This window comes from Vibrio iocasae (assembly GCF_042245395.1).
GTDB classification, from domain to species: Bacteria; Pseudomonadota; Gammaproteobacteria; order Enterobacterales; family Vibrionaceae; genus Vibrio; species Vibrio iocasae.
The window spans coordinates 3,553,793-3,577,910 of sequence record NZ_CP145311.1 but is presented as its reverse complement, the minus strand read 5'-3'; the positions used below and the strand labels follow the sequence as shown (position 1 = coordinate 3,577,910).

Here is a 24,118-nt window from a genome sequence, read left to right as displayed (position 1 = left end):
CTCTTTCCTACTTTCTTGGCTGGCGCGGACGTGAGTTGCGCTTGTTGCGATTTCCTTTGTATGAACCACCAGTATTTGTTCTACGGTTTTGAGAATTACGTGAACGCATACGGATTGGTGCAGGTAGATCTTCGATCAGTGCACTAGGGTCATAATCGGATACCGGAATTGTGTGCTCAATGTACTCTTCAATCGCAGTAAGATTGATAGCGTAATCTTCACAAGCAAAACTGATTGAGTGACCGCTTGCCCCTGCACGGCCAGTACGGCCAATACGGTGAACGTAATCTTCGCAGTCGTCTGGTAGGTCGTAGTTATATACGTGCGTTACCGCTGGAATATGAAGACCACGAGCAGCAACATCCGTTGCAACCAAAATATCGACTTCACCACGGGTGAACTGCTCAAGAATCTTTTCACGTTTCTTCTGTGGTACATCACCAGTTAGTAGGCCTACGCGGTGACCGTCAGCAGCAAGGTGTCCCCAGATAGAGTCGCACTTGAATTTGGTGTTAGCAAAGATAATTGCGCGGTCCGGCCATTCTTCTTCGATAAGAGTCTGTAGCAGAGACATCTTATGTTCATTAGAAGGGTAGAATAGCTCTTCCTGAATTCGGTGACCTGTCTTCTGTTCTGGCTCAACAACCACATGTTCCGGGTTATGCATATGTTCAAATGCTAACTCTTGTACACGGTAAGAAAGCGTCGCAGAGAAAAGCATGTTCAGGCGATCTTTCGGCTCAGGCATGCGACGGAACAAGAAGCGAATGTCTTTAATAAAGCCAAGATCGAACATGCGGTCAGCTTCATCAAGTACCACAGCCTGAATGCTGTTCAGGTTAAAGACACGTTGCTTATAGAAGTCGATGATACGTCCGGTTGTACCGATAAGAACATCAACACCTTTTTCCAACTTGGCTAGTTGCTTGTCGTAGCTCTCACCACCATAGGCAAGTGCAGCTTTCAGGCCTGTAGATGCAATTAATGGTTCTGCATCATTATAGATCTGGATAGCAAGCTCACGCGTTGGAGCCATAATGATCGCTCTAGGCTGAGTAACCTTACGGTCTTCAATCGCATCAGTTTTAAGTAAATGGTTAAAAGTAGCAGTAAGAAACGCTAGGGTTTTACCAGTACCCGTTTGGGCCTGGCCTGCAATATCTTGGCCGGTGAGCAGTACCGGCAGCGCCAAGGCTTGGATAGGGGTACAGTATTCAAACCCTTTTTTCTCCAATCCTTCAATAACTTGCGGATGTAAATCCAAGTCGGCGAATTTTTGCTCTGTGATATGCGTCTTTTTCATCGCTATAGAATATCAGGTAAGGGTTGCATTACGAAGTTAATTCAGGCTCAATAGGAAATCTATTTTCTGGTTATCATCCAACCAGTAGCATAAATAAAATTGGAGTGGAAGATGAGTGATAAGATGTTGCAGCTATCAGATGAAAGTTTTGAAAGCGATGTAATTAAAGCTGCAGGCCCGGTATTAGTAGATTTTTGGGCAGAGTGGTGCGGTCCTTGTAAGATGATTGCTCCTATTCTTGACGAAATCGCAGAGGAATACGAAGGCAAACTCACTATCGGTAAACTAAACATTGACCAAAATGCTGGAACGCCACCAAAGTTTGGTATTCGTGGTATCCCAACACTGCTTCTGTTTAAAGATGGTGGTGTGGCAGCAACTAAGGTTGGTGCGCTGTCTAAAACTCAACTAAAAGAGTTTTTGGACGCTAACCTGTAATTCGGGTTAGATTTTGTAAGCGATAAACCGTGCATCTTAACAAATGCGCGGTTTTGTTTTTTACAAAGCTAGACTACGCTTACTTTTAGTGCTAGTTTATCGCACGTTAAATAAACAAATGTTCATTTCTTGGTCAATCCTGTGGCCGAAAACAATCTTAACTAACACAAACAGATCCTATTTTGACTACTAAAGCTAAAGTAACCACCACTATGAATCTGACTGAATTGAAGAACAAGCCTGTTTCTGAGCTTGTTAAACTTGGTGAAAGCCTCGGTCTGGAAAACCTTGCTCGTCTAAGAAAGCAAGATATCATCTTCTCAATCTTGAAAGCTCACGCGAAAAGCGGTGAGGACATTTTTGGCGATGGTGTTCTGGAAATTCTTCAAGACGGCTTCGGTTTCCTTCGCAGTGCGGATAGTTCCTACCTTGCTGGTCCAGACGACATCTATGTCTCTCCTAGCCAAATTCGTCGTTTTAACCTACGTACCGGTGACTCTATCGCTGGTAAAATTCGTCCACCAAAAGACGGTGAACGTTACTTTGCACTTCTGAAAGTTAACACGGTTAACGACGACAAGCCGGACAACGCACGAAATAAGATTCTGTTTGAGAACTTAACTCCTCTGCATGCAAACGAACGCATGACTATGGAGCGTGGTAACGGTTCTACAGAAGATATCACGGCACGAGTTCTTGACCTTGCATCACCAATTGGTAAAGGTCAGCGTGGTCTGATTGTTGCTCCGCCAAAAGCGGGTAAGACAATGCTTCTTCAGAACATTGCACAGAGCATCGCATACAACCACCCAGAGTGTGAACTAATGGTACTTCTTATCGACGAACGTCCGGAAGAAGTAACAGAAATGCAGCGTCTGGTTAAGGGTGAAGTTGTTGCTTCTACCTTTGATGAGCCAGCTTCTCGCCACGTTCAGGTTGCAGAAATGGTCATCGAAAAAGCGAAGCGTCTGGTTGAACACAAGAAAGACGTTGTTATCCTGCTTGACTCTATTACTCGTCTTGCTCGTGCGTACAACACCGTTGTTCCTTCATCAGGTAAGGTACTTACTGGTGGTGTTGATGCTAATGCACTACATCGTCCTAAGCGTTTCTTCGGTGCGGCTCGTAACGTAGAAGAGGGTGGTAGCCTGACAATTCTGGCGACTGCGCTTGTTGATACTGGTTCTAAGATGGACGAAGTTATCTACGAAGAGTTTAAAGGTACAGGTAACATGGAAATTCACCTGAACCGTAAGATCGCAGAGAAGCGTGTCTTCCCGGCAATCGACTTCAACCGTTCTGGTACTCGTCGTGAAGAGCTTCTGACTAAGACAGAAGAGCTTCAGAAGATGTGGATTCTTCGTAAGATTGTTCACCCAATGGGTGAAATCGATGCGATGGAGTTCCTGATCGATAAGCTTGCGATGACGAAGACTAACGATGAGTTCTTCGATGCAATGCGCAGACAATAGTCTTAAAGCATTTTAAGCAAATTCTGAAAACGCCACTCTGATTGCCAGAGTGGCGTTTTTTTATGTTCTAAGTTTTTGAGTATCGACCGAGCCGAAAACGTTATTAATTTGTTATAATCGAACTAATTTCAATTTTCCGAACAAAAGGTTATGAACTTCAAGGACCTGAGAGACTTTACCGAACATCTGGAAAAAGAAGGCTTACTAAAGCGAATTTCTCACCCAGTCGACCCACACTACGAAATGACCGAGATCAGTGACCGAACTTTAAGGGCTGGTGGTCCGGCGTTATTGTTTGAAAACCCTATAGGTTACGATCTTCCTGTACTTACGAATCTGTTTGGTACAGCAGAGCGCGTTGCGATGGGGATGGGACGAAAAGAAGTCTCTGAGCTTAGAGAGGTCGGGAAATTGTTGGCTTATCTAAAAGAGCCTGAGCCACCAAAAGGCTTTAAAGATGCGCTGGATAAAATTCCGGTGTTTAAGCAGGTTCTTAATATGCCGACTAAGAAACTTAGAAAGGCGCCTTGTCAGCAGATCGTTTTGAGTGGAGATGAGGTCGATCTGGATAAGATTCCGGTAATGAGCTGTTGGGCAGAAGATGTTGCTCCGCTACTTACCTGGGGATTAACCATTACCAGAGGTCCAAATAAGAATCGCCAGAATCTAGGCATCTACCGTCAGCAAAAGATAGGCAAAAACAAAATTATTATGCGTTGGCTCGCTCATCGAGGTGGTGCTCTGGATTTGCAGGATTGGATGGAAACTCATCCGGGAGAACCATTTCCTGTATCCGTCGCATTTGGTGCTGATCCGGCCACAATTCTGGGTGCGGTAACGCCTGTTCCGGATACATTGTCTGAGTATGCATTTGCTGGCCTACTAAGAGGAAGCAAAACTGAGGTCGTTAAATCTGTAAGTAATAATCTGGAAGTTCCTGGGAGTGCGGAAATTGTTCTGGAAGGTTATATCGATCCGAATGAATTCGCAGAAGAGGGACCTTACGGAGACCATACTGGCTACTACAACGAAGTAGAACAGCATCGGGTATTTACCATTACGCATATAACGATGCGAGAGAATCCGATCTATCACAGCACTTATACAGGACGTCCGCCTGATGAGCCTGCTGTACTAGGTGTCGCGCTTAATGAAGTGTTTGTGCCTATACTGCAGAAGCAGTTCCCAGAGATTATTGACTTCTATTTGCCACCTGAAGGGTGTTCGTACCGCATGGCTGTCGTTACGATGAAAAAGCAATATCCCGGTCATGCCAAACGAGTCATGATGGGAGTATGGTCGTTCCTTCGACAGTTTATGTACACCAAGTATGTGATTGTATGCGACGAGAGTGTCGATGCGCGCAATTGGGACCAGGTTATTAAAGCAATGTGTGACAACATGGAACCCGTTCGTGACACATTAATGATAGAAAACACGCCGATTGATTCTCTGGACTTTGCTTCTCCGGTTGTTGGGCTAGGTTCAAAAATGGGGATGGACGCAACAATCAAGTGGGATTCTGAGAACGCGACCGCCCCAGAGCTATTAGATCATAGTAATGACGAGATTACCGAGCTGCACATAAGTCAGTTAAAGGATACTTTCCCTGAGATTATCGATATAGCGATACCCTCAGCGACTGCGGGTCGTTTTGCGGTTTTATCTATTAATAAAACTGAGCCTCAGCAGAGTAAGTCTGTATTGACTGGAGTGTGGAAGTTCCTTGAACAGTTTACCGATGCAAAGTTTGTGATCCTTTGCGACGAAGACGTCAATGTTCATGACTGGAACGACGTTATTTGGGCGGTAACTACACGCATGGATCCCTCGCGTGATACAGTTCAGATTCAGGCAGAAAATGGCAGATGTTCTAAGTTAGGTTTAGATGCTACCAATAAACTGCCAGAAGAGGTTACCCGTGAATGGGGTAAACCAATAAAGAAAGATCCCGAGGTTGTGGCGAAAATCGATTCAATCTGGGATGAGCTGGGTATATTAAGACAATGACCCCAAAAGTAATTTTGAGCCCAGGCAATATTGAGTTTGAGGTTCAACAGGGACAGACGGTGCTGGAAGCAGCGCTCAACAATAATATTAACTTTCCACACCGCTGTCAGGTTGGCGCATGTGCAGCGTGCCTGTGCCGAAAAACAGAAGGGGAAGTTTCTTACCATCTTGAACCTATGCTCACAGAGCGGGAAAAAGAAGAAGGTTGGATATTCCCCTGTCAGGCTTATGCCGAAACCAATTTAAAACTTACCTTTGAAGAGTAAGAGGACAAAATGACAATAAATTGTACAGTAAAGTCTATTGAGCCTTTAGCATGCAACACATTCAAAATTCTGTTGCACCCGGAACAGCCAGTGACCTTTAAAGCCGGCCAATATCTGATGGTAGAGATGGGTGAAAAAGATAAAAGGCCATTTTCTATCGCAAGTAGTCCATGTCGCCATGAAGGAGAGCTGGAACTACACATTGGTGCTGCTGAAGAAAATGCATACGCTTCAGAAGTTGTAGATATGATGAGAGCGGCTTTGGATAGTGGTAAGGAAGTCGCGATTGATGCGCCTCATGGTGATGCCTGGTTAAAAGAGACGGAACGTCCACTACTTCTCATTGCTGGTGGTACGGGATTCAGTTATGTCCGCTCGATTCTGGATCACTGCGTTAGTCAGAATATCCCCAATCCTATCTATCTATACTGGGGTGCTAAATCTGACTGCCAGTTATATGCTCTGGAAGAGATGAACCAAATCGCTTCAAGTCATCGCAACATAGAGTTTATTCCAGTTGTAGAGTCCGCTCCTCAGGAGTGGGGTGGTAAAGTGGGCAATGTTCTGAATGCTGTGAAAGGTGATTTTGAATCTTTGGCAGACTTTGACATCTATATAGCAGGCCGATTTGAAATGGCTGGTGCTGCAAGAGAACAGTTTAGTCAGGAGAGGGAAGCGAAGCGAGACCACATGTTTGCAGATGCTTACTCCTTCATTTAGTACTAGGTGTTACATAATTGTAAGTAAAAGGAGGGTTTTTATATCCTCCTTTGTCATTTTTGGCTTAGAAATAGCCATTTAAATAAAAAAATCAATTTTATTTAAAAAAGGGGTTGCGTCACAAAATAATCTCCCTATAATGCGCAACTCCCAACGGCGAGGCCTTACAGGTTAAGGGATTCGGCGCTAGGGAATGAAAATTTGGTCATGAGAAAATAATTGAAAAAAGTGTTTGACACTGACAGTTATCTCGCTAAAATGGCCGCCCACTTCAACGGAAAAGCTGAAAGGCTTAAAACTGAAAGTTTTAGTTGAAGTTGCTCTTTAACAATTTAAACCTATCAATCTGTGTGGGCACTCGTTGATGATAATCTAAAAGATTTATCAATGAACTGAGTGACCAAACGAAATAACTTTATGTTATTCGGCACAGTCAATTCATTATCGTTCTGTTGGAACGATAATAGCTTTGAAATTACTTATGTAGTTTTGAAGTCAGTATTCATTGAGCCGGTCGAAAGACCACAAAAACTTTAATTGAAGAGTTTGATCATGGCTCAGATTGAACGCTGGCGGCAGGCCTAACACATGCAAGTCGAGCGGAAACGACTTAACTGAACCTTCGGGGAACGTTAAGGGCGTCGAGCGGCGGACGGGTGAGTAATGCTTAGGAAGTTGCCCGGTAGAGGGGGATAACCATTGGAAACGATGGCTAATACCGCATACTCTCTTCGGAGCAAAGTGGGGGACCTTCGGGCCTCACGCTATCGGATACGCCTAAGTGAGATTAGCTAGTTGGTGAGGTAAGAGCTCACCAAGGCGACGATCTCTAGCTGGTCTGAGAGGATGATCAGCCACACTGGAACTGAGACACGGTCCAGACTCCTACGGGAGGCAGCAGTGGGGAATATTGCACAATGGGCGCAAGCCTGATGCAGCCATGCCGCGTGTGTGAAGAAGGCCTTCGGGTTGTAAAGCACTTTCAGCAGTGAGGAAGGTGGTGAGTTTAATACGCTCATCATTTGACGTTAGCTGCAGAAGAAGCACCGGCTAACTCCGTGCCAGCAGCCGCGGTAATACGGAGGGTGCGAGCGTTAATCGGAATTACTGGGCGTAAAGCGCATGCAGGTGGTTAATTAAGTCAGATGTGAAAGCCCGGGGCTCAACCTCGGAAGGCCATTTGAAACTGGTTAACTAGAGTACTGTAGAGGGGGGTAGAATTTCAGGTGTAGCGGTGAAATGCGTAGAGATCTGAAGGAATACCGGTGGCGAAGGCGGCCCCCTGGACAGATACTGACACTCAGATGCGAAAGCGTGGGGAGCAAACAGGATTAGATACCCTGGTAGTCCACGCCGTAAACGATGTCTACTTGGAGGTTGTTCCCTTGAGGAGTGGCTTTCGGAGCTAACGCGTTAAGTAGACCGCCTGGGGAGTACGGTCGCAAGATTAAAACTCAAATGAATTGACGGGGGCCCGCACAAGCGGTGGAGCATGTGGTTTAATTCGATGCAACGCGAAGAACCTTACCTACTCTTGACATCTACAGAAGCCAGCGGAGACGCAGGTGTGCCTTCGGGAACTGTAAGACAGGTGCTGCATGGCTGTCGTCAGCTCGTGTTGTGAAATGTTGGGTTAAGTCCCGCAACGAGCGCAACCCTTATCCTTAATTGCCAGCACTTCGGGTGGGAACTTTGGGGAGACTGCCGGTGATAAACCGGAGGAAGGTGGGGACGACGTCAAGTCATCATGGCCCTTACGAGTAGGGCTACACACGTGCTACAATGGCGCATACAGAGGGCTGCTAGCTTGCGAGAGTCAGCGAATCCCAAAAAGTGCGTCGTAGTCCGGATTGGAGTCTGCAACTCGACTCCATGAAGTCGGAATCGCTAGTAATCGTAGATCAGAATGCTACGGTGAATACGTTCCCGGGCCTTGTACACACCGCCCGTCACACCATGGGAGTGGGCTGCAAAAGAAGTAGGTAGTTTAACCTTCGGGGGGACGCTTACCACTTTGTGGTTCATGACTGGGGTGAAGTCGTAACAAGGTAGCCCTAGGGGAACCTGGGGCTGGATCACCTCCTTAACGATATAGATTGTGCATTGATGAGTGTTCACACAGATTGATTAGGTTTAGAAAGTAAAGAAGCAAACGTGGGTCTGTAGCTCAGGTGGTTAGAGCGTTCGCCTGATAAGCGAGAGGTCGGTGGTTCAAGTCCACTCAGACCCACCAATTTTACTTTATGCTGCGTTATGAAGCTCGTCGTGTAGTGAACTACACTTCCTCACTTCATGCCTTGCCTAAAGCAAAATAAGCAACACCACTAGATGGGGCTATAGCTCAGCTGGGAGAGCGCCTGCCTTGCACGCAGGAGGTCTGCGGTTCGATCCCGCATAGCTCCACCATCTTTAAGCATTCTTGCGAGTGTGTTTAAAAATGGTTTCGAAAGAAATCTTTGCTCTTTAACAATTTGGAAAGCTGACGAATAACAACAATCCCCATATCTTCGGATATGCGTTGTTATTCAATTAAAAGTTCTCAAATCCTATGTCTTTTAAAGATATAGGTACCAACACACATTCAAGTGTTCTTGGAATTTGAGTCCGGCAAAATCGAGTCTGCATCATGTATAAAAATTGCAGACAACTTTGGTTGTTTGATTAAACAATCTTAAAGGTTTCTTGGAAACTCTTTGGGGTTGTATGGTTAAGTGACTAAGCGTACACGGTGGATGCCTTGGCAGTCAGAGGCGATGAAGGACGTATTAACTTGCGATAAGCGTAGATAAGGCAGTAAAAGCCACTTGAGTCTACGATTTCCGAATGGGGAAACCCAATTGCATAAGCAATTATCATTAACTGAATACATAGGTTAATGAGGCGAACCGGGGGAACTGAAACATCTAAGTACCCCGAGGAAAAGAAATCAACCGAGATTCCGAAAGTAGCGGCGAGCGAAATTGGATTAGCCCTTAAGCTTTTAATGGTTCAGGTGAACATGCTGGAAAGCATGGCAATAAAGGGTGATAGCCCCGTAACCGACAAACCATTTTCAGTGAAATCGAGTAAGGCGGGACACGTGATATCCTGTCTGAATATGGGGGGACCATCCTCCAAGGCTAAATACTCCTGACTGACCGATAGTGAACCAGTACCGTGAGGGAAAGGCGAAAAGAACCCCTGTGAGGGGAGTGAAATAGAACCTGAAACCGTGTACGTACAAGCAGTAGGAGCCTCCTTTGTGGGGTGACTGCGTACCTTTTGTATAATGGGTCAGCGACTTATATTCAGTGGCAAGGTTAACCGTTTAGGGGAGCCGTAGGGAAACCGAGTCTTAACTGGGCGTTCAGTCTCTGGATATAGACCCGAAACCAGGTGATCTAGCCATGGGCAGGTTGAAGGTTGAGTAACATCAACTGGAGGACCGAACCGACTAATGTTGAAAAATTAGCGGATGACTTGTGGCTAGGGGTGAAAGGCCAATCAAACCTGGAGATAGCTGGTTCTCCCCGAAAGCTATTTAGGTAGCGCCTCGGACGAATACTACTGGGGGTAGAGCACTGTTAAGGCTAGGGGGTCATCCCGACTTACCAACCCTTTGCAAACTCCGAATACCAGTAAGTACTATCCGGGAGACACACGGCGGGTGCTAACGTCCGTCGTGGAGAGGGAAACAACCCAGACCGCCAGCTAAGGTCCCAAATTATTACTAAGTGGGAAACGATGTGGGAAGGCTAAAACAGCTAGGATGTTGGCTTAGAAGCAGCCATCATTTAAAGAAAGCGTAATAGCTCACTAGTCGAGTCGGCCTGCGCGGAAGATGTAACGGGGCTAAGTAATAAACCGAAGCTGCGGCTGCAATCTTTGATTGCGGGGTAGGGGAGCGTTCTGTAAGCCGTTGAAGGTGAATCGTAAGGTTTGCTGGAGGTATCAGAAGTGCGAATGCTGACATGAGTAACGATAATGGGGGTGAAAAACCTCCACGCCGGAAGACCAAGGGTTCCTGTCCAACGTTAATCGGGGCAGGGTAAGTCGACCCCTAAGGCGAGGCCGAAAGGCGTAGTCGATGGGAAACGGGTTAATATTCCCGTACTTCTTACAATTGCGATGGGGGGACGGAGAAGGCTAGGTGGGCCTGGCGACGGTTGTCCAGGTTCAAGTGCGTAGGCTTAAGAGTTAGGTAAATCCGGCTCTTTTTAAGGCTGAGACACGATGTCGAGCTACTACGGTAGTGAAGTCATTGATGCCATGCTTCCAGGAAAAGCCTCTAAGCTTCAGATTGTAAGGAATCGTACCCCAAACCGACACAGGTGGTCGGGTAGAGAATACCAAGGCGCTTGAGAGAACTCGGGTGAAGGAACTAGGCAAAATGGTACCGTAACTTCGGGAGAAGGTACGCTCTTATTGGTGAAGTCCCTTGCGGATGGAGCTGACGAGAGTCGCAGATACCAGGTGGCTGCAACTGTTTATTAAAAACACAGCACTGTGCAAAATCGTAAGATGACGTATACGGTGTGACGCCTGCCCGGTGCCGGAAGGTTAATTGATGGGGTTAGACTTAGGTCGAAGCTCTTGATCGAAGCCCCGGTAAACGGCGGCCGTAACTATAACGGTCCTAAGGTAGCGAAATTCCTTGTCGGGTAAGTTCCGACCTGCACGAATGGCGTAATGATGGCCACGCTGTCTCCACCCGAGACTCAGTGAAATTGAAATCGCTGTGAAGATGCAGTGTACCCGCGGCTAGACGGAAAGACCCCGTGAACCTTTACTACAGCTTGGCACTGAACATTGAGCCTACATGTGTAGGATAGGTGGGAGGCTTTGAAGTGTGTACGCCAGTATGCATGGAGCCATCCTTGAAATACCACCCTTGTATGTTTGATGTTCTAACTTAGCCCCATTATCTGGGGTGAGGACAGTGCCTGGTGGGTAGTTTGACTGGGGCGGTCTCCTCCCAAAGAGTAACGGAGGAGCACGAAGGTGGGCTAAACACGGTTGGACATCGTGTGGTTAGTGCAATGGCATAAGCCCGCTTGACTGCGAGAATGACAATTCGAGCAGGTGCGAAAGCAGGTCATAGTGATCCGGTGGTTCTGAATGGAAGGGCCATCGCTCAACGGATAAAAGGTACTCCGGGGATAACAGGCTGATACCGCCCAAGAGTTCATATCGACGGCGGTGTTTGGCACCTCGATGTCGGCTCATCACATCCTGGGGCTGAAGTCGGTCCCAAGGGTATGGCTGTTCGCCATTTAAAGTGGTACGCGAGCTGGGTTTAGAACGTCGTGAGACAGTTCGGTCCCTATCTGCCGTGGGCGTTGGAGAATTGAAAGGGGCTGCTCCTAGTACGAGAGGACCGGAGTGGACGAACCTCTGGTGTTCGGGTTGTCATGCCAATGGCATTGCCCGGTAGCTAAGTTCGGAATCGATAACCGCTGAAAGCATCTAAGCGGGAAGCGAGCCTTGAGATGAGTTCTCCCTGGCACTTTAAGTGTCCTAAAGGGTTGTCGTAGACTACGACGTTGATAGGCAGGGTGTGTAAGCGTTGTGAGGCGTTGAGCTAACCTGTACTAATTGCCCGTGAGGCTTAACCATACAACACCCAAAGGGTTTTGTGGACTCGAATAAGAACGTTGAATGTGTATAGAACAGTTAATTAACATCAGTTTTCCGAATTAAAGAATTTGCTTGGCGACCATAGCGTTGTGGACCCACCTGATTCCATGCCGAACTCAGAAGTGAAACGCAATAGCGCCGATGGTAGTGTGGGGCTTCCCCATGTGAGAGTAGGACATCGCCAGGCTTGCTTCCTTGTTTTCAGATTTTGCCCTTTTTTGTTAAGGAATGTCTGAAGGCAAAACTAAAACCTAGCATATTAAAGTAAGACTAAGTTTTAGAACAATTTGTGGAGAGATGGCTGAGTGGTTGAAAGCACCGGTCTTGAAAACCGGCATACGTTAATAGCGTATCTAGGGTTCAAATCCCTATCTCTCCGCCACTATTAAGAAAGCCCAGTCGAAAGACTGGGCTTTTTGCTGTTCTGCAGATAAACAGTAACCCTGATCATACCAATATATTAACTCTCTCAACTCTCCAGCTTTTTTAGGCTTTGTTTCAATCTCAACCTCTATCCAAATTGAACTCTGGTTTTCTAGTTTCATAGAAATATCCTACCCCATAAAATCTCTACGATTACCGGGAATAGTAGTAATACCAATTCCATTAATTAAGTTATCAGGTTAATCCAATCTCTAAAGCAGAGTGAGATAACTCTGCTTTTCTCTGAACAGAACTTATTCCAGGCACGACAAAGCTTGTCGACAATATCACCATAGTTTTCAAAACATCGATTTGCGAGTTCGTTTTGACGAAGCCAACTCCACACCTGCTCTATTGGGTTCAGTTCCGGGGAATATGGCGGTATATGAATGATACTGAGGTTGTCAAAATCATCTGCAAGATAGCTTTGGTGCCAACTCGCTTGATCCATAATGACAACAGAGTGCTTACCTGTTGGTGTGGCATGTGAGATAAGCCGAAGTTGTTCCTTCATTGCCTCCATATTACTAACAGGCACAACAATGGCTTCCGCATCACCAGTGGTAACGCATACGGCTCCAAACAAGTATGCATATTCAAATTGCTGCTGTTGTACCGCCCTCGGACGAGTGCCCTTGGGAGCCCATATTCGGGTTGTCGTGTTGCGCTGACCAAACCTGGCCTCATCCTGGAACCATATTTGAACATCTTTTAGTGCGACATGCCCGGGGATCTTAAGGATCGTTTCTATTGGGAATTTTTTTAAAAGCTTCTTGAGCTTCTATTGCTTGCTTAGGGTGCTTGGAGCGAGTCGTAATCCAACTCAAGCCAATATCATGTAGCAGGCGATATATCCCTGACTGTTGATAGGTAATACCAAAATTGCTTTCTATAAAGAGGCCGATATCCCTTGCCTGGAGGCGGCCACCATCAGCATTAACAGCATGTTCGGTGACATACTCTTTGAGTTGTTGCCTTTGCTCTTCGGTTAAGCGGTGAGGCCTCCCTGAATGACGCTTTTCTTGCAGTCCTTCAAGGCCGTGATCGAGATAGGCCTTAACCCATTTATTAACGCTAACTCTGCTGACTTTGAGGAACTTAGCGATCTCTGTACGGCTTTTACCATCAACAAAGTGGGAAACAGCAAGGTAACGTATTCTAAGCCGAGCGTTAGACGTGGAGTTGATAAGGCTGGGGAAATCGTGCTTCATGAGGGCTCCTTTAAGAGCCCTCATTAGATCACAAAATTAATGGAATTGGTATAATTACCTCCTCTTTATAATGAAAAGTGTCAGTAAGAGCGATTTGTATCACAATTGAGACTATCTTATTTATATGAATCTGGGTTAGTATGTGTGCGGTTGCGTAAGCATTATAATTTTTTATATGTATACTGAGAGATATTTTGTGAGTTTTCGTTATGATATTAATGGCTTACGAGCCATTGCTGTTATTGCAGTTGTGCTATTCCACTTTCAACCTGACTGGCTTCCTGGTGGGTTTATTGGTGTAGATGTATTTTTTGTTATTTCCGGTTTCTTGATGACCGGTATCCTATTTAGAGCCTTAGAGAAGGACTCATTAAACATATTCAAGTTTTATGTCGCACGAGCAAATCGAATAATTCCTGCAATGACAGTTATGTGCTCGGCTGTTTTGGTATATGGATGGTTCTTCCTGTCTTCCCAAGAATACGAAGTCATAGGAGAGCATGTTGCTGGAAGCTTAGGCTTTTTTTCTAACATTATTTATTGGAAGGAATCGGGCTATTTCGATGCGGCATCACATGAAAAGTGGTTGTTGCATACCTGGTCTTTGTCCACAGAGTGGCAATTTTATATCTTATACCCAATCGCGTTGTTGGTTCTTAAAACGTTTTTGTCTCTCAATAATGTCAAACGAGTGGTTGTAATCACTGCCTTACTTGGTTACGCATTTTCTGTATTGGCGACGATGAAGTGGCCAACAACAGCCTACTATTTATTGCCTATGCGAGCATGGGAGATGCTTTTAGGGGGCATTGCATACCTTTACCCCAATCCTTTCAGAGATCGCTTCAGAAGAGGTTTTGAGCTAATAGGCTTAGGCCTCATAGCCACGTGCTTTGTTTTTGTTTCTAGCGAATCTCCATGGCCGGGAGCACTGTCGTTGGTTCCTGTCTTAGGGACTTATCTCGTATTGTGTGCAAACCGTCAGGATAGTTTGTTGACGAATAATAGCGTTTTTCAGGCCTTAGGAAGATGGTCTTACTCTATTTATTTATGGCATTGGCCAGTCGTTGTATTTGGCTTCTATGAGTACGACAACTGGTATATTTGGGGGATTCCAATCTCTTTGATACTTGGATGGCTAAGCTATCGATTTGTTGAGTCTTATCGTTTTCCGGGCTACACGCAATGGACGCACTTGTTACGCATCAAACCTCTGTGGGGGGCTATGGCAGTAGTTTGCTTGTCTGTTTCGACAATGCTTACAAATGGATTCAATGTTCCTTATCGCGCAGCGGCAAATACACCAGAGTCAAAGTTTTTAGATAAATACGATCACTATGAGCTTGATCCTACAGGACTGTATGCAATGTGTAATGCGTCATATAAGACTAGGGATACAGGGAAATCTCAAGTCGATGCAAAATGTATAAGTGACAAGAAAGGCGGTGTATTTGTATGGGGGGACTCTCATATGGGGGCAGTTTCTGTTGGGTTGAGAAAAAACTTGCCTGAGGGGACACCGTTTAGTCAGTTAACATCATCAGGGTGTGCACCTTCGTTTGTAAGGAAAAGTAATGGGATTGACCATTCTGATATAGGTTGTAACTACTCGAATAAGATAGCCTATGATGCCATTCTCAAAACGAAACCGGATGTAGTCGTTGTAGGGTCATTTGGTAAGCATGAAAACAATGACTGGCCGCATACGATTGAAACTTTGAATGAGCTGGGTGTAAAAACAATCGCGGTTATCGGCCCATTACCTCAGTGGCAACCATCATTACCGTTTGTATATGTAAAAAGACATTTTGGTGAAGAGTATATCCAGGATAGAAATTTCGATAAGTCTGTTATAAAGACGAATAATTATCTGAAAGCGCTACAAGCTAAAAATAAGGACTTTGTCTTTGTTGATATGCTGACTCCACTATGTAAAGGGGAAGGTGCGCAAATGAAGTGCCGGGCTAAGGTGGGAGATGAGCTGATGATTTTTGATTCGGTCCACTTAACAACCTCAGGCTCCGATTATGTAGTGAGAAAAGTAGTCTTGGACAAAATCTTTCCTAATTCGGAGCTGCGAATAAACTAGATATAGTTCTTCATATCTCCACATACCAGTGAGCCCGTAATTCCAGCGGGCTCACTATCTCAACTATATTTTGATTTTTTAGATTTATAGCTCTTTAGGCTCCCCAAAGTAATAGCCTTGTAGATAGTCAAAGCCGAGGTCTTCAGAAATCATTGCTATCTCCTGATTATGTACAAACTCTGCTACGGTTTTAGCACCAAAAACCTGACACAGATTTACCAGAGCTCGTGTTACCTCTCTTTGCTTAACATCTTTGTCCATATTCTTAATAAGACTTCCATCTAACTTAATAATCTGAGGTTCTAATTTAATGATTTCATCGATATTGGAGTATCCCGAGCCAAAATCATCGATAATTAATTTAGCGCCCAGAGACTGTAAGTGGTTACACACTTCCCTGACACGTCCGTAGTCTTTTATCTCTTCGGTTTCAAGCACTTCAAGGCCGACTCGTTCAGGGTTATCTAATGACAATATTTGTTGCTCTAGTAAAGTTACGGTTTTATCACTAACCAGATCTTGAGGGTTAAGATTAAGCGAAAAATTTCCAGTTTTTGTCGACATCAGATTAAAGGTGTTGGTTATCATCTGTCGGCTAAGTCTTGTATATAGGTGTGTTCCTTCAATTATTGGAAGGAACTGCCCTGGAGATATGACTTTACCGTTTTCTACGATTCTAACCAGACACTCTTGTGAATATTGGTTGTGATTGTGTGTCTGTACGATGGGCTGTACATAAGTTCTTACCTGGTTTCTTAAAATAGCCCGACTGACAACGGATAACCAGTTAAGCTGAGATTGGCGCTCATCCGCTTTTGATTGAATATCTTTAACGTTACACACATGGCGGTTGTGTTCTTTAGCCCATCTTCGGGCCTCAATAGACTTTATCAGTAATTCGTCAGCAGAGAGCAGTGGGAAGTCTTCAGCACTTATTACACCTGCATTTAAAGATACTGATATATGATCCATTTCCGAAAGACCGATAGGTCGAAAATTAATCTGCTCAAATTCTTCGACAAACTCATAGAATTTGGTTAGAACAGCACCAGTATCGTTGTCAGAACTTACAATGATCGCCCACTCCCCAATGCCAATACTGTAGAGGTCTATAGCTGGGTATAGTTTTTGAATCTGCTTGCGACCATAATGGCTGATGTCCATTAAGAGTTGGTCACCAATTCGATAGCCATACTTCTCATTAATTTGGCGGAAGTTCATCAACTTCATGGTGATCAGATACCCATTGCGACTCATCTTGCTCAAGTGTTCCTTGAGGGCAATTCTATTTGGCAACGAGGTTCTGTGATCTAATCGATAGCTCTCTGTTAGTCGCCGGGCTTGTTCTCTCATTCTCTGTTCCATACCTTTTTGCATTCTATCTACATCAGATATCGCGTTATGTATTAGAGAAAATAGAGGAGTAATTTTGTCCCGGTTGATACTTTGCCGTACTGTATCTGTTACGTAATTTGGTTCTCCTTCCCTGATGGTGAGATAGGTAAGACTATGGTGAAGAACTTTTTGCTGACTTGCTCTGTAAAACTCGCCACTAAAATAGCTTCCTTCTGTAAGTGCGACAGAAGCAAACTGACGAAGCTCCTTATCACCTTCTGCAAAATTTAGTCTGGAAGAGCAGTTATAGACAAAAACGATATCGGGACAGTCTTGAAGAAGCTGTTCAGATTCCAGCTGAACCTGTTCGAGGGTCAAAGATGGATGGTTGTAACAAAGGCGAACATGATCGCCTTGTTGAAGGTGTCCGCTAAATCGAATACCGCCATCTTCAGCAATACTTTCAGGGATGCAGATATCCTGGTTTATTCTGTCACCTCTCATTAGAGGGAAACTCTTAAGCTCATACAGAGATAACTTCTTACCATCTCCAAGATAGTGCTGATACAAATCAGAGCAACTGCGATGGTCCAGAGTTAAGACCTTATTTCCTTCAACTTGAGTGACTTCAAATGTACGACCAACAGGGTTCCATTCTATAAATCCACCATGGCGAGCGTAGAGGTCACTTCCATGAAGTGCGACCGCCACAATTGCTTTATTGGCAACATGGTTGTTAAGTAGCACCCAAGAGCCAAATTCGTTCAGCTGAGAGACACCTCCGGCAACAGGTATTGTCGGTGTAATGTTATTAAAACTAGCAAACAGGCCACTATCTTTTGAATCTATGTTATCAGCGAAACTGATCACAGCTTTTGTGTATTTTTGTATGTCCAGGTTTTCTGTGAGCAGTAAACTATCCTCAATTTGTAAATTACTCTCTGATAGCTGTAAAAGGGTCGAAGAAATGGAGGCATTTTTTAGCTCTGTAAGAATAATAAGTGTCCCTTGGTTAGACACTTTTGCATCGTGGATATAGTGGCTTGTGCTGTGACCTATAACTTCAATACCATCTATATGCTCAGTGAGTGTGGCACTGAGGCTTAGCGCTGTCTCAGCACTTTGCGTTGAACAAATTTGTGCAAAATAGCTGCTTTCAGAGCTAATGCTGATATTGCCCAACTGACTCACAAGCTCTCGCTGGCAAGCAACAACAAACGAATAATTATTCATCAATGAGTTACAACCTAATTCTTATACTTATGAAACCTAGCTACTATTGGTTATAAATGAATGTTTCTGAACGTGCTTGTTTTTTAGGCTTGCAATGTTACACAGATCTTATTCTTTTGTAATAGATAATAGAATAATCGCAAAAGTTAGAGTTTTTGCACTAATTTGTAATCAGTGTCGTATCCATTTGTTCTGCTCAAATGGCTTGATATGGTTTGCCAAGGTAGAACCCCTGAAGGTAATCGACACCAAGATCCTCGGCAGCTTTGCAGACATCTTCATTGTGCACAAACTCGGCAACGGTTTTTGCACCAAGAACTTCACAGAGTTGTATTAGCGTCTGTGCTACTTTTCTCTGCCTCTGGTCGGTATCTATCGAACGGATTAGACTGCCATCAATTTTAACAATCTGTGGCTCAAGCTTTATTATTTCATCTATGTTTGAGTAGCCTGAACCAAAATCATCTATGATGATTCTTGCTCCTAAGGAACGCAGGTGATTGCAAACTTCTATCATTCGTCCGTAATCGTGAATTTGTTCGGTTTCCAATACCTCTAATCCAACCCTGCCTGGATCCTTGATCGCCAGAAGACACCTTTCTAACAAGAGTATGGTCTTGTCATTCATTAAATCCTGTGGAGATAGGTTAATGGAGAAGGGTATGGTTTTATTTTTCATCACAGAAAAGGTGTGTTTAATCATTTGACGACTTAATCGTGTATATAAATGCGTGCCTTCGATGATAGGCAAGAATTGTCCAGGAGAGATGATTTTCCCTTCATCTCTAATCCTGACTAGGCATTCAACAGCAATTTCTTTATGACTATGTGCTTCTAAAATGGGTTGGGCGAAAGTGACAACACTATCGTTTAATACCGCCCGACTTACGCAACTTAACCATTCGAGCTGAGATTGTCTGTTGTCATTTTCTTTTTCGAGCTGTTTTGCGCTAAATACGTGTCGGTTGTGCTTAGCTGCAAAGCGACGTGCTTCTATGGATTTTAATAGAACTCTATCTGGCGATACATTAGGGTAGTCCCTTCGGCTGGTGACGCCAACGGATACAGCAACGGATAGATGTCCCAGCTCTGGTCTGTTGGCTGGATCAAAGTTTACATGTTCGATTTGCTCTGCAAATTCAGATATTTTCTTTTTAAGTGCGACGCCAGAAAGATCGGAGCTAAAAACAGCCGCCCATTCACCGGTGCCTATGCTGTATAGAGTACAGTGCCGTCCAAGAGCTTCCTGAAGCAATGATTCGCAATACCGACTAATGTCCATCAACAATTGATCGCCAATATCGTAGCCATACTTCTCGTTTATTTGAGGGAAGTTGTTGAGCTTCATGGTGATCAGGTGCTCGTTCAGTCGTATTTCAGATAAGCGCTCTTTCAAGACCGATCTATTTAGCAGATTTGTTCGCAGATCAATACGATAACTCTCTGTAAGAGCTTTAGCTTGCTGCACATACTTTTCTTCGAGTTCGCTATGCATCATATCGACATCAGTGATCGCGTTTCTTATCAGTGAAAAGAGCGGAGATATCGCGTGATTTTTATCCGAATAACTATTATTCGACGCGGATTCGGAAATTTTTTCCTTCATTGCCAAATAAGTCATGCTGTGATGCAAAATGGTTTGTCTGGTTTTATCTCTGCAAATTTCTCCCGAACAGTAAGTACCGTTAACGGAACCTAAAGAAAGGAAGGGCTGTAGTTCCTCATTGCCTTCCATGAAGTCTAATCGAGACGTACAGTTGTAAATGAAGATGCTATCCGGATTAAACTTGTTAAGCTGCGTTGTTTCCAACTGAACCTGTTCAATAGTTAAAGACGGGTGGTTATAACTAAACCTGACTTCACTACCTTCAGCTAGTTGTCTATCGAACTCAATAGAACCATCAGGATAGGTAGAGATCGGGCTGTATAGGTTTTGCTCGCTTTTAATCCCTTTCATCAAAGGAAAGTTGACGATGTCAGATAAAGGGGCCTGCTGTCCATCGGCCAGATAGCGATTGTAGATATTGACAGCTGAGACTCCATTTAGAGAGATAACGCGATGATTCTGGGATTCCGTAACGACAAACCTTCTGCCAATAGGATTCCACTCGTTAAAGCTGCCATACGTGGTCTGAAGCTCATTACCATGTATCGCTACGGCAACGATAGCGTCATTGTGTATGGATTGGTTTAGCATAACCCAATGACCATACTTAGATTTTACTGAAACACCTCCAGAAACAGGTATTAGAGTGTCGAGGTGGTTAAAGGCCTGATATAAAGAGAAATCACCAGCGGTGATACCATCAGCAAAACTGATAACGGATTGAGTACTCTCTTTCAGATCTAAAGAGTGAACCAGAGACTGGCTATCTTGTGAGTGGTTATCCGTTAAAGGTATGACACTACTTGTTAGAGTGCTTTGTTTTAGCTCTGTAATGACAATGAGAGTACCGTGGTCATAAATCTCACCACGAAAAATGACGTTGGTAGTACTTTGGCCAATTATTGTACATAGGGGAAGAGTCTGACCTAGAAGTTGGCTATAACGAATACTCAGTTGGTCGTTCTGAGTCGAGCAAATCTGAACCAAATAATTTGCTTGGCTATCAAGAACTATTTCATCGAGTTGAATATGTAGCTCTTCAGGTGATGTCACCAATAAAGGATAGTTTCTCATCCGTATATACCGCTAATGCCCTTGCCTAAAATTCTGGCCATACCAATAATATAGTCAATAAATGGCTGACTAAAAAAGAGAAACAAGCAGCAACACCTTAGATTCTCTAATACTTAAATCCAAATGACGAGATTCGGAAAGCATGAGTTAGATAAACTCTAATAACGCTTCGAGTTGATTGATTTCTATATCTGGAAGTATGCGGGCCTTTGGGGCGTTTTTAATGCTTTTATCCGTATAGTTTGACCAACATGCTTGGAACCCTGAAACTTTCGCTCCCATAACGTCTGTTCTGAGGTGATCGCCAACGTGCAGTATGTTCTCTCTTGGTAAGTTCAGATAATTGGCACTTGAATCAAACATATCCGAAAAGGGCTTTGAGCGTCCGTCTGGCCCGGCTTTGTATACTTTTTTAAAGTAACCGCCAATACCAATTTTATTCGGATCAACATTACCGTTAGTAATCGCAATGAGAGGGTATTTTTCTGCAAGTTGCTCCATTACGGTATGAGTTATATCGGGGATATCGACCTGGTTTCTAAGCCACAGAGCGTGTTCAATGCCTTCCTGAGCAGCTTTTCGGGCAGCTTCTGTTGAATAACCTAGTTGCAGTAAACCTGTTTCGATCTGAGTCTGTCTCCATAAGGTCACATCATGACAGATTTCAGGATTAGCACGCGCAACTTCTCTTTTAATTTGTCGCCACCTGGAAACGGGAACGGTAGAAGATACAGGGTGCTGAGTGTAGAGCCAACTCACCATTTCGCGCTCGACATTCTCAATGACTGGGCGATTATCATAAAGTGTATCGTCTAGATCAAAAGTCATCGCTTTTACGGGTTTAAGGTTTCTATATATCAGCATTGAGTTGACCTATTTCTTCTTTGCTCTAGGGTGAGCTTTATCATATTCCTGAGCGAGATGTTGAAAGTTAAGGTGAGTATATACTTGCGTTGTCGAGATATTTTCGTGGCCTAGCATTTCCTGAACCGCTCTCAGATTACCACTAGATTCTAGTATATGCGTTGCGAATGAATGTCGCAGTTTATGCGGGCTAATGTGGCTTGCTACACCTTGCTTCAACCCCCATTCTTCCATTCGCTTTTGTACACTTCTGTGTGAAATTCTGCGGCCAAGTTTTGAGATGAAAAGGGCGGGCTCGTCTTGTTTCATAAGTAGTGGCCTCAGCTTTAGCCACTTAGCTATCCATTCTTTCGCCAGACCGCTAAAAGGAACTTTTCGCTCTTTGTTGCCTTTACCGATGACACGAAGCTCATCTGAGCCAAGGTTTACCCCTTTTACATCAAGGCTAACCAATTCAGCGAGTCGAAGACCTGCGCCATACATGAGCTCCATAATCGCTCTGTCTCTCACGGCTAACGGATCCTGTTCATCTACTTCCAGTAATTGGCCTACTTCATCAACGTCCAGGTTTTTGGGTAGTGTCTTGTCTTTTCTAGGTGCTACAACCCCTTTAGCGGGGTTAGCAGACAGTTCTTCTGTATATATCAGATAATCAAAAAAGCTTCTGAGGGATGAAAGCCGAGTTGAAATACTATTAGACTTAAGTCCCTGTCGGACCCCTTTGCTGACAACTTGCCTTACCCATTTGGAATCGACGTCTTGCCAAGAGTTTAATCCTTTTGTATGCAGATCTGAGGCTATAGTCTCCAGCTGCTGACGGTAATTCCGAATCGTTAGGGGACTTAACCCTCGCTCACTTCGAAGATATTCGTAAAAGCGAGCTAAGGGTTCAGAAAGGCTATCAGGCAGTGGTTTGTTCGATGACATCATTATCTTTCTCACAAGCCCATTCCATAGTTGAAACGAGATGTGAAACAACAAGTGCTAGATGGCGCAAGAACAGGGTGTCCATATTTGGTTGGAAATGCCCACCATCTTCCGATGAGAAAGCAATAACACCTAGAGGCTTATGTTTATTCAAAGAGAGTACAACATAAGATCCAAGTTCTGGGACATTTTGCTCTCCAAACAGAAGCTCTCGGTCAGCTTTTCTCAGGCGGCCAAGATAAGCGTCTTTCCCGTTAAAATGATTTGTTGCAAAGCGATGCCAGCTGTCGTATCTCAGATGAGATTTACTATCCGGACTATCAATTAACCTGACATATCCTTTCAGGCCAAGCGTGACAGCTTTGCTTGAGATACATGCGATAAGCTCATCGATAGTTGTGCATTTCAACACAGATTCCTGAAGGTGCATAAACTCATGAAATGTTTTGTCATTTTCTGCTGCTAATGACATCAACTGAGTTATTTCCTCTTCGAGTTCCTGAATTTTCTCTCTCTGCCTGCGCAGTTGAATTTCCACCAGAGATACAGCGCCTTGCTGTTGATGAGGTAGAGAAAGTTTATCTACCAGTCCCGGGCGGGTTTTAAAAAAGTCGGGATAGTCTCTAAGGTACTCTTCTACGATTTCAGCAGTAAGAGCACCAGGTTCTACATGAGACAAAACATGTCCTCTTTTTCGTTAACAACTAATTTGGCCGTCGAATACATGCGCGACTGGGCCGGTCATAAATAACGGATGGCCTGGACCATCCCAGTGAATAGTAAGGTCTCCACCTGGGAGATGAACCAACACTTCATTGTCTAGGCTACCTTGAATAATGCCCACAGCGACAGCACCACAAGCACCACTACCGCATGCCTGAGTTTCACCAGCTCCTCGTTCATATACACGAAGTTGGATTTCATTACGGTTTACAACCTGCATAAAACCAGCATTGACTCTCTCAGGGAAACGTTCATGGGACTCTAATAAGGGCCCAAGAGTATCTACATCGGTAGTATTTACATCATCTACAGTGGTGACCACATGAGGGTTACCCATACTAACTGCTCCGCAGAAGAGAGTATGGTCTTCTGCTCTCATAATATAGGTTTTCTCAGTTTGCTTAGCTTTAAACGGGATCTTAGACGGTTCAAATACAGGTTCACCCATGTTAACGGTGACCATGTTATCGTCTTCAACCTTCAGCACCATTTTGCCTTTCTTGGTGCTCACGCCAATGCTGAACTTATTCGTCAGCCCCTTCATGCGCACAAATTTGGCAAAACAGCGAGCACCATTGCCACACTGTTCCACTTCGCTACCATCGGCATTAAATATACGATAGTGGAAGTCAGTTTCTGGATCATAGGGTGCTTCAACCACTAAAAGCTGATCAAACCCAATCCCCGTATTCCGGTTCGCCAGACGACGGATTAAGTCAGGAGAAAAGAATATATTTTGGGTAATGCAATCCACAACCATGAAGTCATTACCCAATCCGTGCATTTTAGAAAAATGGAAATGCATATC

Annotated in this window: 14 protein-coding genes, 3 tRNA genes, 3 rRNA genes and 2 pseudogenes; 13 read left to right on the top strand and 9 right to left on the bottom strand. The window is 44.4% G+C overall.

Going from position 1 to position 24,118, the window contains the following annotated elements; genetic code table 11:
* Positions 1-7: 7 nt before the first annotated feature.
* Positions 8-1,303 (bottom strand): ATP-dependent RNA helicase RhlB, encoded by a 1,296-nt coding sequence (rhlB, locus tag SNR28_RS26330; protein ID WP_375751914.1) that lies wholly within the window; start codon positions 1,301-1,303, stop codon positions 8-10.
* 111 nt (positions 1,304-1,414) lie between these two features.
* On the opposite strand from rhlB, the gene trxA reads away from it, so the two are divergent.
* The 12 genes and pseudogenes from trxA to SNR28_RS26270 all read left to right on the top strand — a co-directional run bounded on the left by trxA (position 1,415) and on the right by SNR28_RS26270 (position 12,207).
* Positions 1,415-1,741, top strand: coding sequence for a thioredoxin TrxA (gene trxA / locus SNR28_RS26325; protein ID WP_375751912.1), 327 nt, complete (start codon positions 1,415-1,417; stop codon positions 1,739-1,741).
* Positions 1,742-1,953: 212 nt separating this feature from the next.
* Entirely contained in the window at positions 1,954-3,213 is a 1,260-nt protein-coding gene (rho, locus tag SNR28_RS26320; protein ID WP_277824874.1) for a transcription termination factor Rho, read from the top strand.
* A gap of 150 nt (positions 3,214-3,363) precedes the next feature.
* A pseudogene (gene ubiD / locus SNR28_RS26315) lies at positions 3,364-4,741 on the top strand (4-hydroxy-3-polyprenylbenzoate decarboxylase); the annotation flags it as partial.
* A gap of 74 nt (positions 4,742-4,815) precedes the next feature.
* Positions 4,816-5,223, top strand: a pseudogene (locus SNR28_RS26310) (3-octaprenyl-4-hydroxybenzoate carboxy-lyase); the annotation flags it as partial.
* On the top strand, positions 5,220-5,489 hold the full coding sequence (locus SNR28_RS26305) for a 2Fe-2S iron-sulfur cluster-binding protein (RefSeq protein WP_375751911.1): 270 nt from the start codon (positions 5,220-5,222) through the stop codon (positions 5,487-5,489). The pseudogene SNR28_RS26310 and the gene SNR28_RS26305, both read left to right, overlap by 4 nt.
* Positions 5,490-5,498: 9 nt before the next feature.
* Positions 5,499-6,209: an NAD(P)H-flavin reductase gene (fre, locus tag SNR28_RS26300; RefSeq protein ID WP_375751910.1), complete on the top strand. Its 711-nt coding sequence runs from the start codon at positions 5,499-5,501 to the stop codon at positions 6,207-6,209.
* Positions 6,210-6,743: 534 nt separating this feature from the next.
* A 16S ribosomal RNA gene (locus SNR28_RS26295) occupies positions 6,744-8,295 on the top strand.
* A 70-nt stretch (positions 8,296-8,365) separates the two neighbouring features.
* Positions 8,366-8,442 (top strand) — tRNA-Ile (locus SNR28_RS26290).
* Between the two features lie 97 nt (positions 8,443-8,539).
* A tRNA-Ala gene (locus SNR28_RS26285) sits at positions 8,540-8,615 on the top strand.
* A gap of 299 nt (positions 8,616-8,914) precedes the next feature.
* Positions 8,915-11,804, top strand: a 23S ribosomal RNA gene (locus SNR28_RS26280).
* A gap of 92 nt (positions 11,805-11,896) precedes the next feature.
* A 5S ribosomal RNA gene (rrf, locus tag SNR28_RS26275) occupies positions 11,897-12,012 on the top strand.
* The 16S, 23S and 5S rRNA genes sit together here with 3 tRNA genes alongside, the layout of an rRNA operon.
* A gap of 104 nt (positions 12,013-12,116) precedes the next feature.
* Positions 12,117-12,207, top strand: a tRNA-Ser gene (locus SNR28_RS26270).
* On the opposite strand, the gene SNR28_RS26265 is transcribed toward SNR28_RS26270, so the two are convergent.
* The gene (locus SNR28_RS26265; protein ID WP_375751908.1) at positions 12,194-12,370 is read right to left on the bottom strand and encodes a hypothetical protein; all 177 of its coding nucleotides are present in this window, start codon (positions 12,368-12,370) and stop codon (positions 12,194-12,196) included. The genes SNR28_RS26270 and SNR28_RS26265 overlap by 14 nt on opposite strands.
* Positions 12,371-12,435: 65 nt before the next feature.
* Positions 12,436-13,459 (bottom strand): IS630 family transposase gene (locus SNR28_RS26260; protein WP_375751907.1). Its coding sequence is split into 2 segments (ribosomal slippage): positions 12,436-13,006 and positions 13,005-13,459, totalling 1,026 coding nucleotides; the frame shifts between segments, so codons are not numbered across the junction.
* A gap of 196 nt (positions 13,460-13,655) precedes the next feature.
* Between SNR28_RS26260 and SNR28_RS26255 the strand changes: the two genes are divergently transcribed.
* The gene (locus SNR28_RS26255; protein ID WP_375751906.1) at positions 13,656-15,548 is read left to right on the top strand and encodes an acyltransferase family protein; all 1,893 of its coding nucleotides are present in this window, start codon (positions 13,656-13,658) and stop codon (positions 15,546-15,548) included.
* Positions 15,549-15,632: 84 nt separating this feature from the next.
* Here the strand turns inward: SNR28_RS26255 and SNR28_RS26250 are convergent, their stop codons facing one another.
* The 6 genes from SNR28_RS26250 to dapF all read right to left on the bottom strand — a co-directional run bounded on the left by SNR28_RS26250 (position 15,633) and on the right by dapF (position 24,115).
* Entirely contained in the window at positions 15,633-18,116 is a 2,484-nt protein-coding gene (locus SNR28_RS26250) for an EAL domain-containing protein (RefSeq protein WP_375751904.1), read from the bottom strand.
* A 196-nt stretch (positions 18,117-18,312) separates the two neighbouring features.
* A complete protein-coding gene (locus tag SNR28_RS26245; RefSeq protein ID WP_375751903.1) occupies positions 18,313-20,796 on the bottom strand; it encodes an EAL domain-containing protein in 2,484 nt (827 codons plus the stop codon).
* Positions 20,797-20,943: 147 nt separating this feature from the next.
* Positions 20,944-21,660: a 5-amino-6-(5-phospho-D-ribitylamino)uracil phosphatase YigB gene (yigB, locus tag SNR28_RS26240; protein WP_375751902.1), complete on the bottom strand. Its 717-nt coding sequence runs from the start codon at positions 21,658-21,660 to the stop codon at positions 20,944-20,946.
* A gap of 9 nt (positions 21,661-21,669) precedes the next feature.
* Positions 21,670-22,590 (bottom strand): tyrosine recombinase XerC, encoded by a 921-nt coding sequence (xerC, locus tag SNR28_RS26235; RefSeq protein ID WP_375751901.1) that lies wholly within the window; start codon positions 22,588-22,590, stop codon positions 21,670-21,672.
* On the bottom strand, positions 22,562-23,266 hold the full coding sequence (locus SNR28_RS26230) for a DUF484 family protein (RefSeq protein ID WP_375751900.1): 705 nt from the start codon (positions 23,264-23,266) through the stop codon (positions 22,562-22,564). Before SNR28_RS26230 ends, xerC begins: the two co-directional genes overlap by 29 nt.
* An 18-nt stretch (positions 23,267-23,284) precedes the next feature.
* Entirely contained in the window at positions 23,285-24,115 is an 831-nt protein-coding gene (gene dapF, locus SNR28_RS26225) for a diaminopimelate epimerase (RefSeq protein ID WP_375751899.1), read from the bottom strand.
* Between the last annotated feature and the right edge of the window lie 3 nt (positions 24,116-24,118).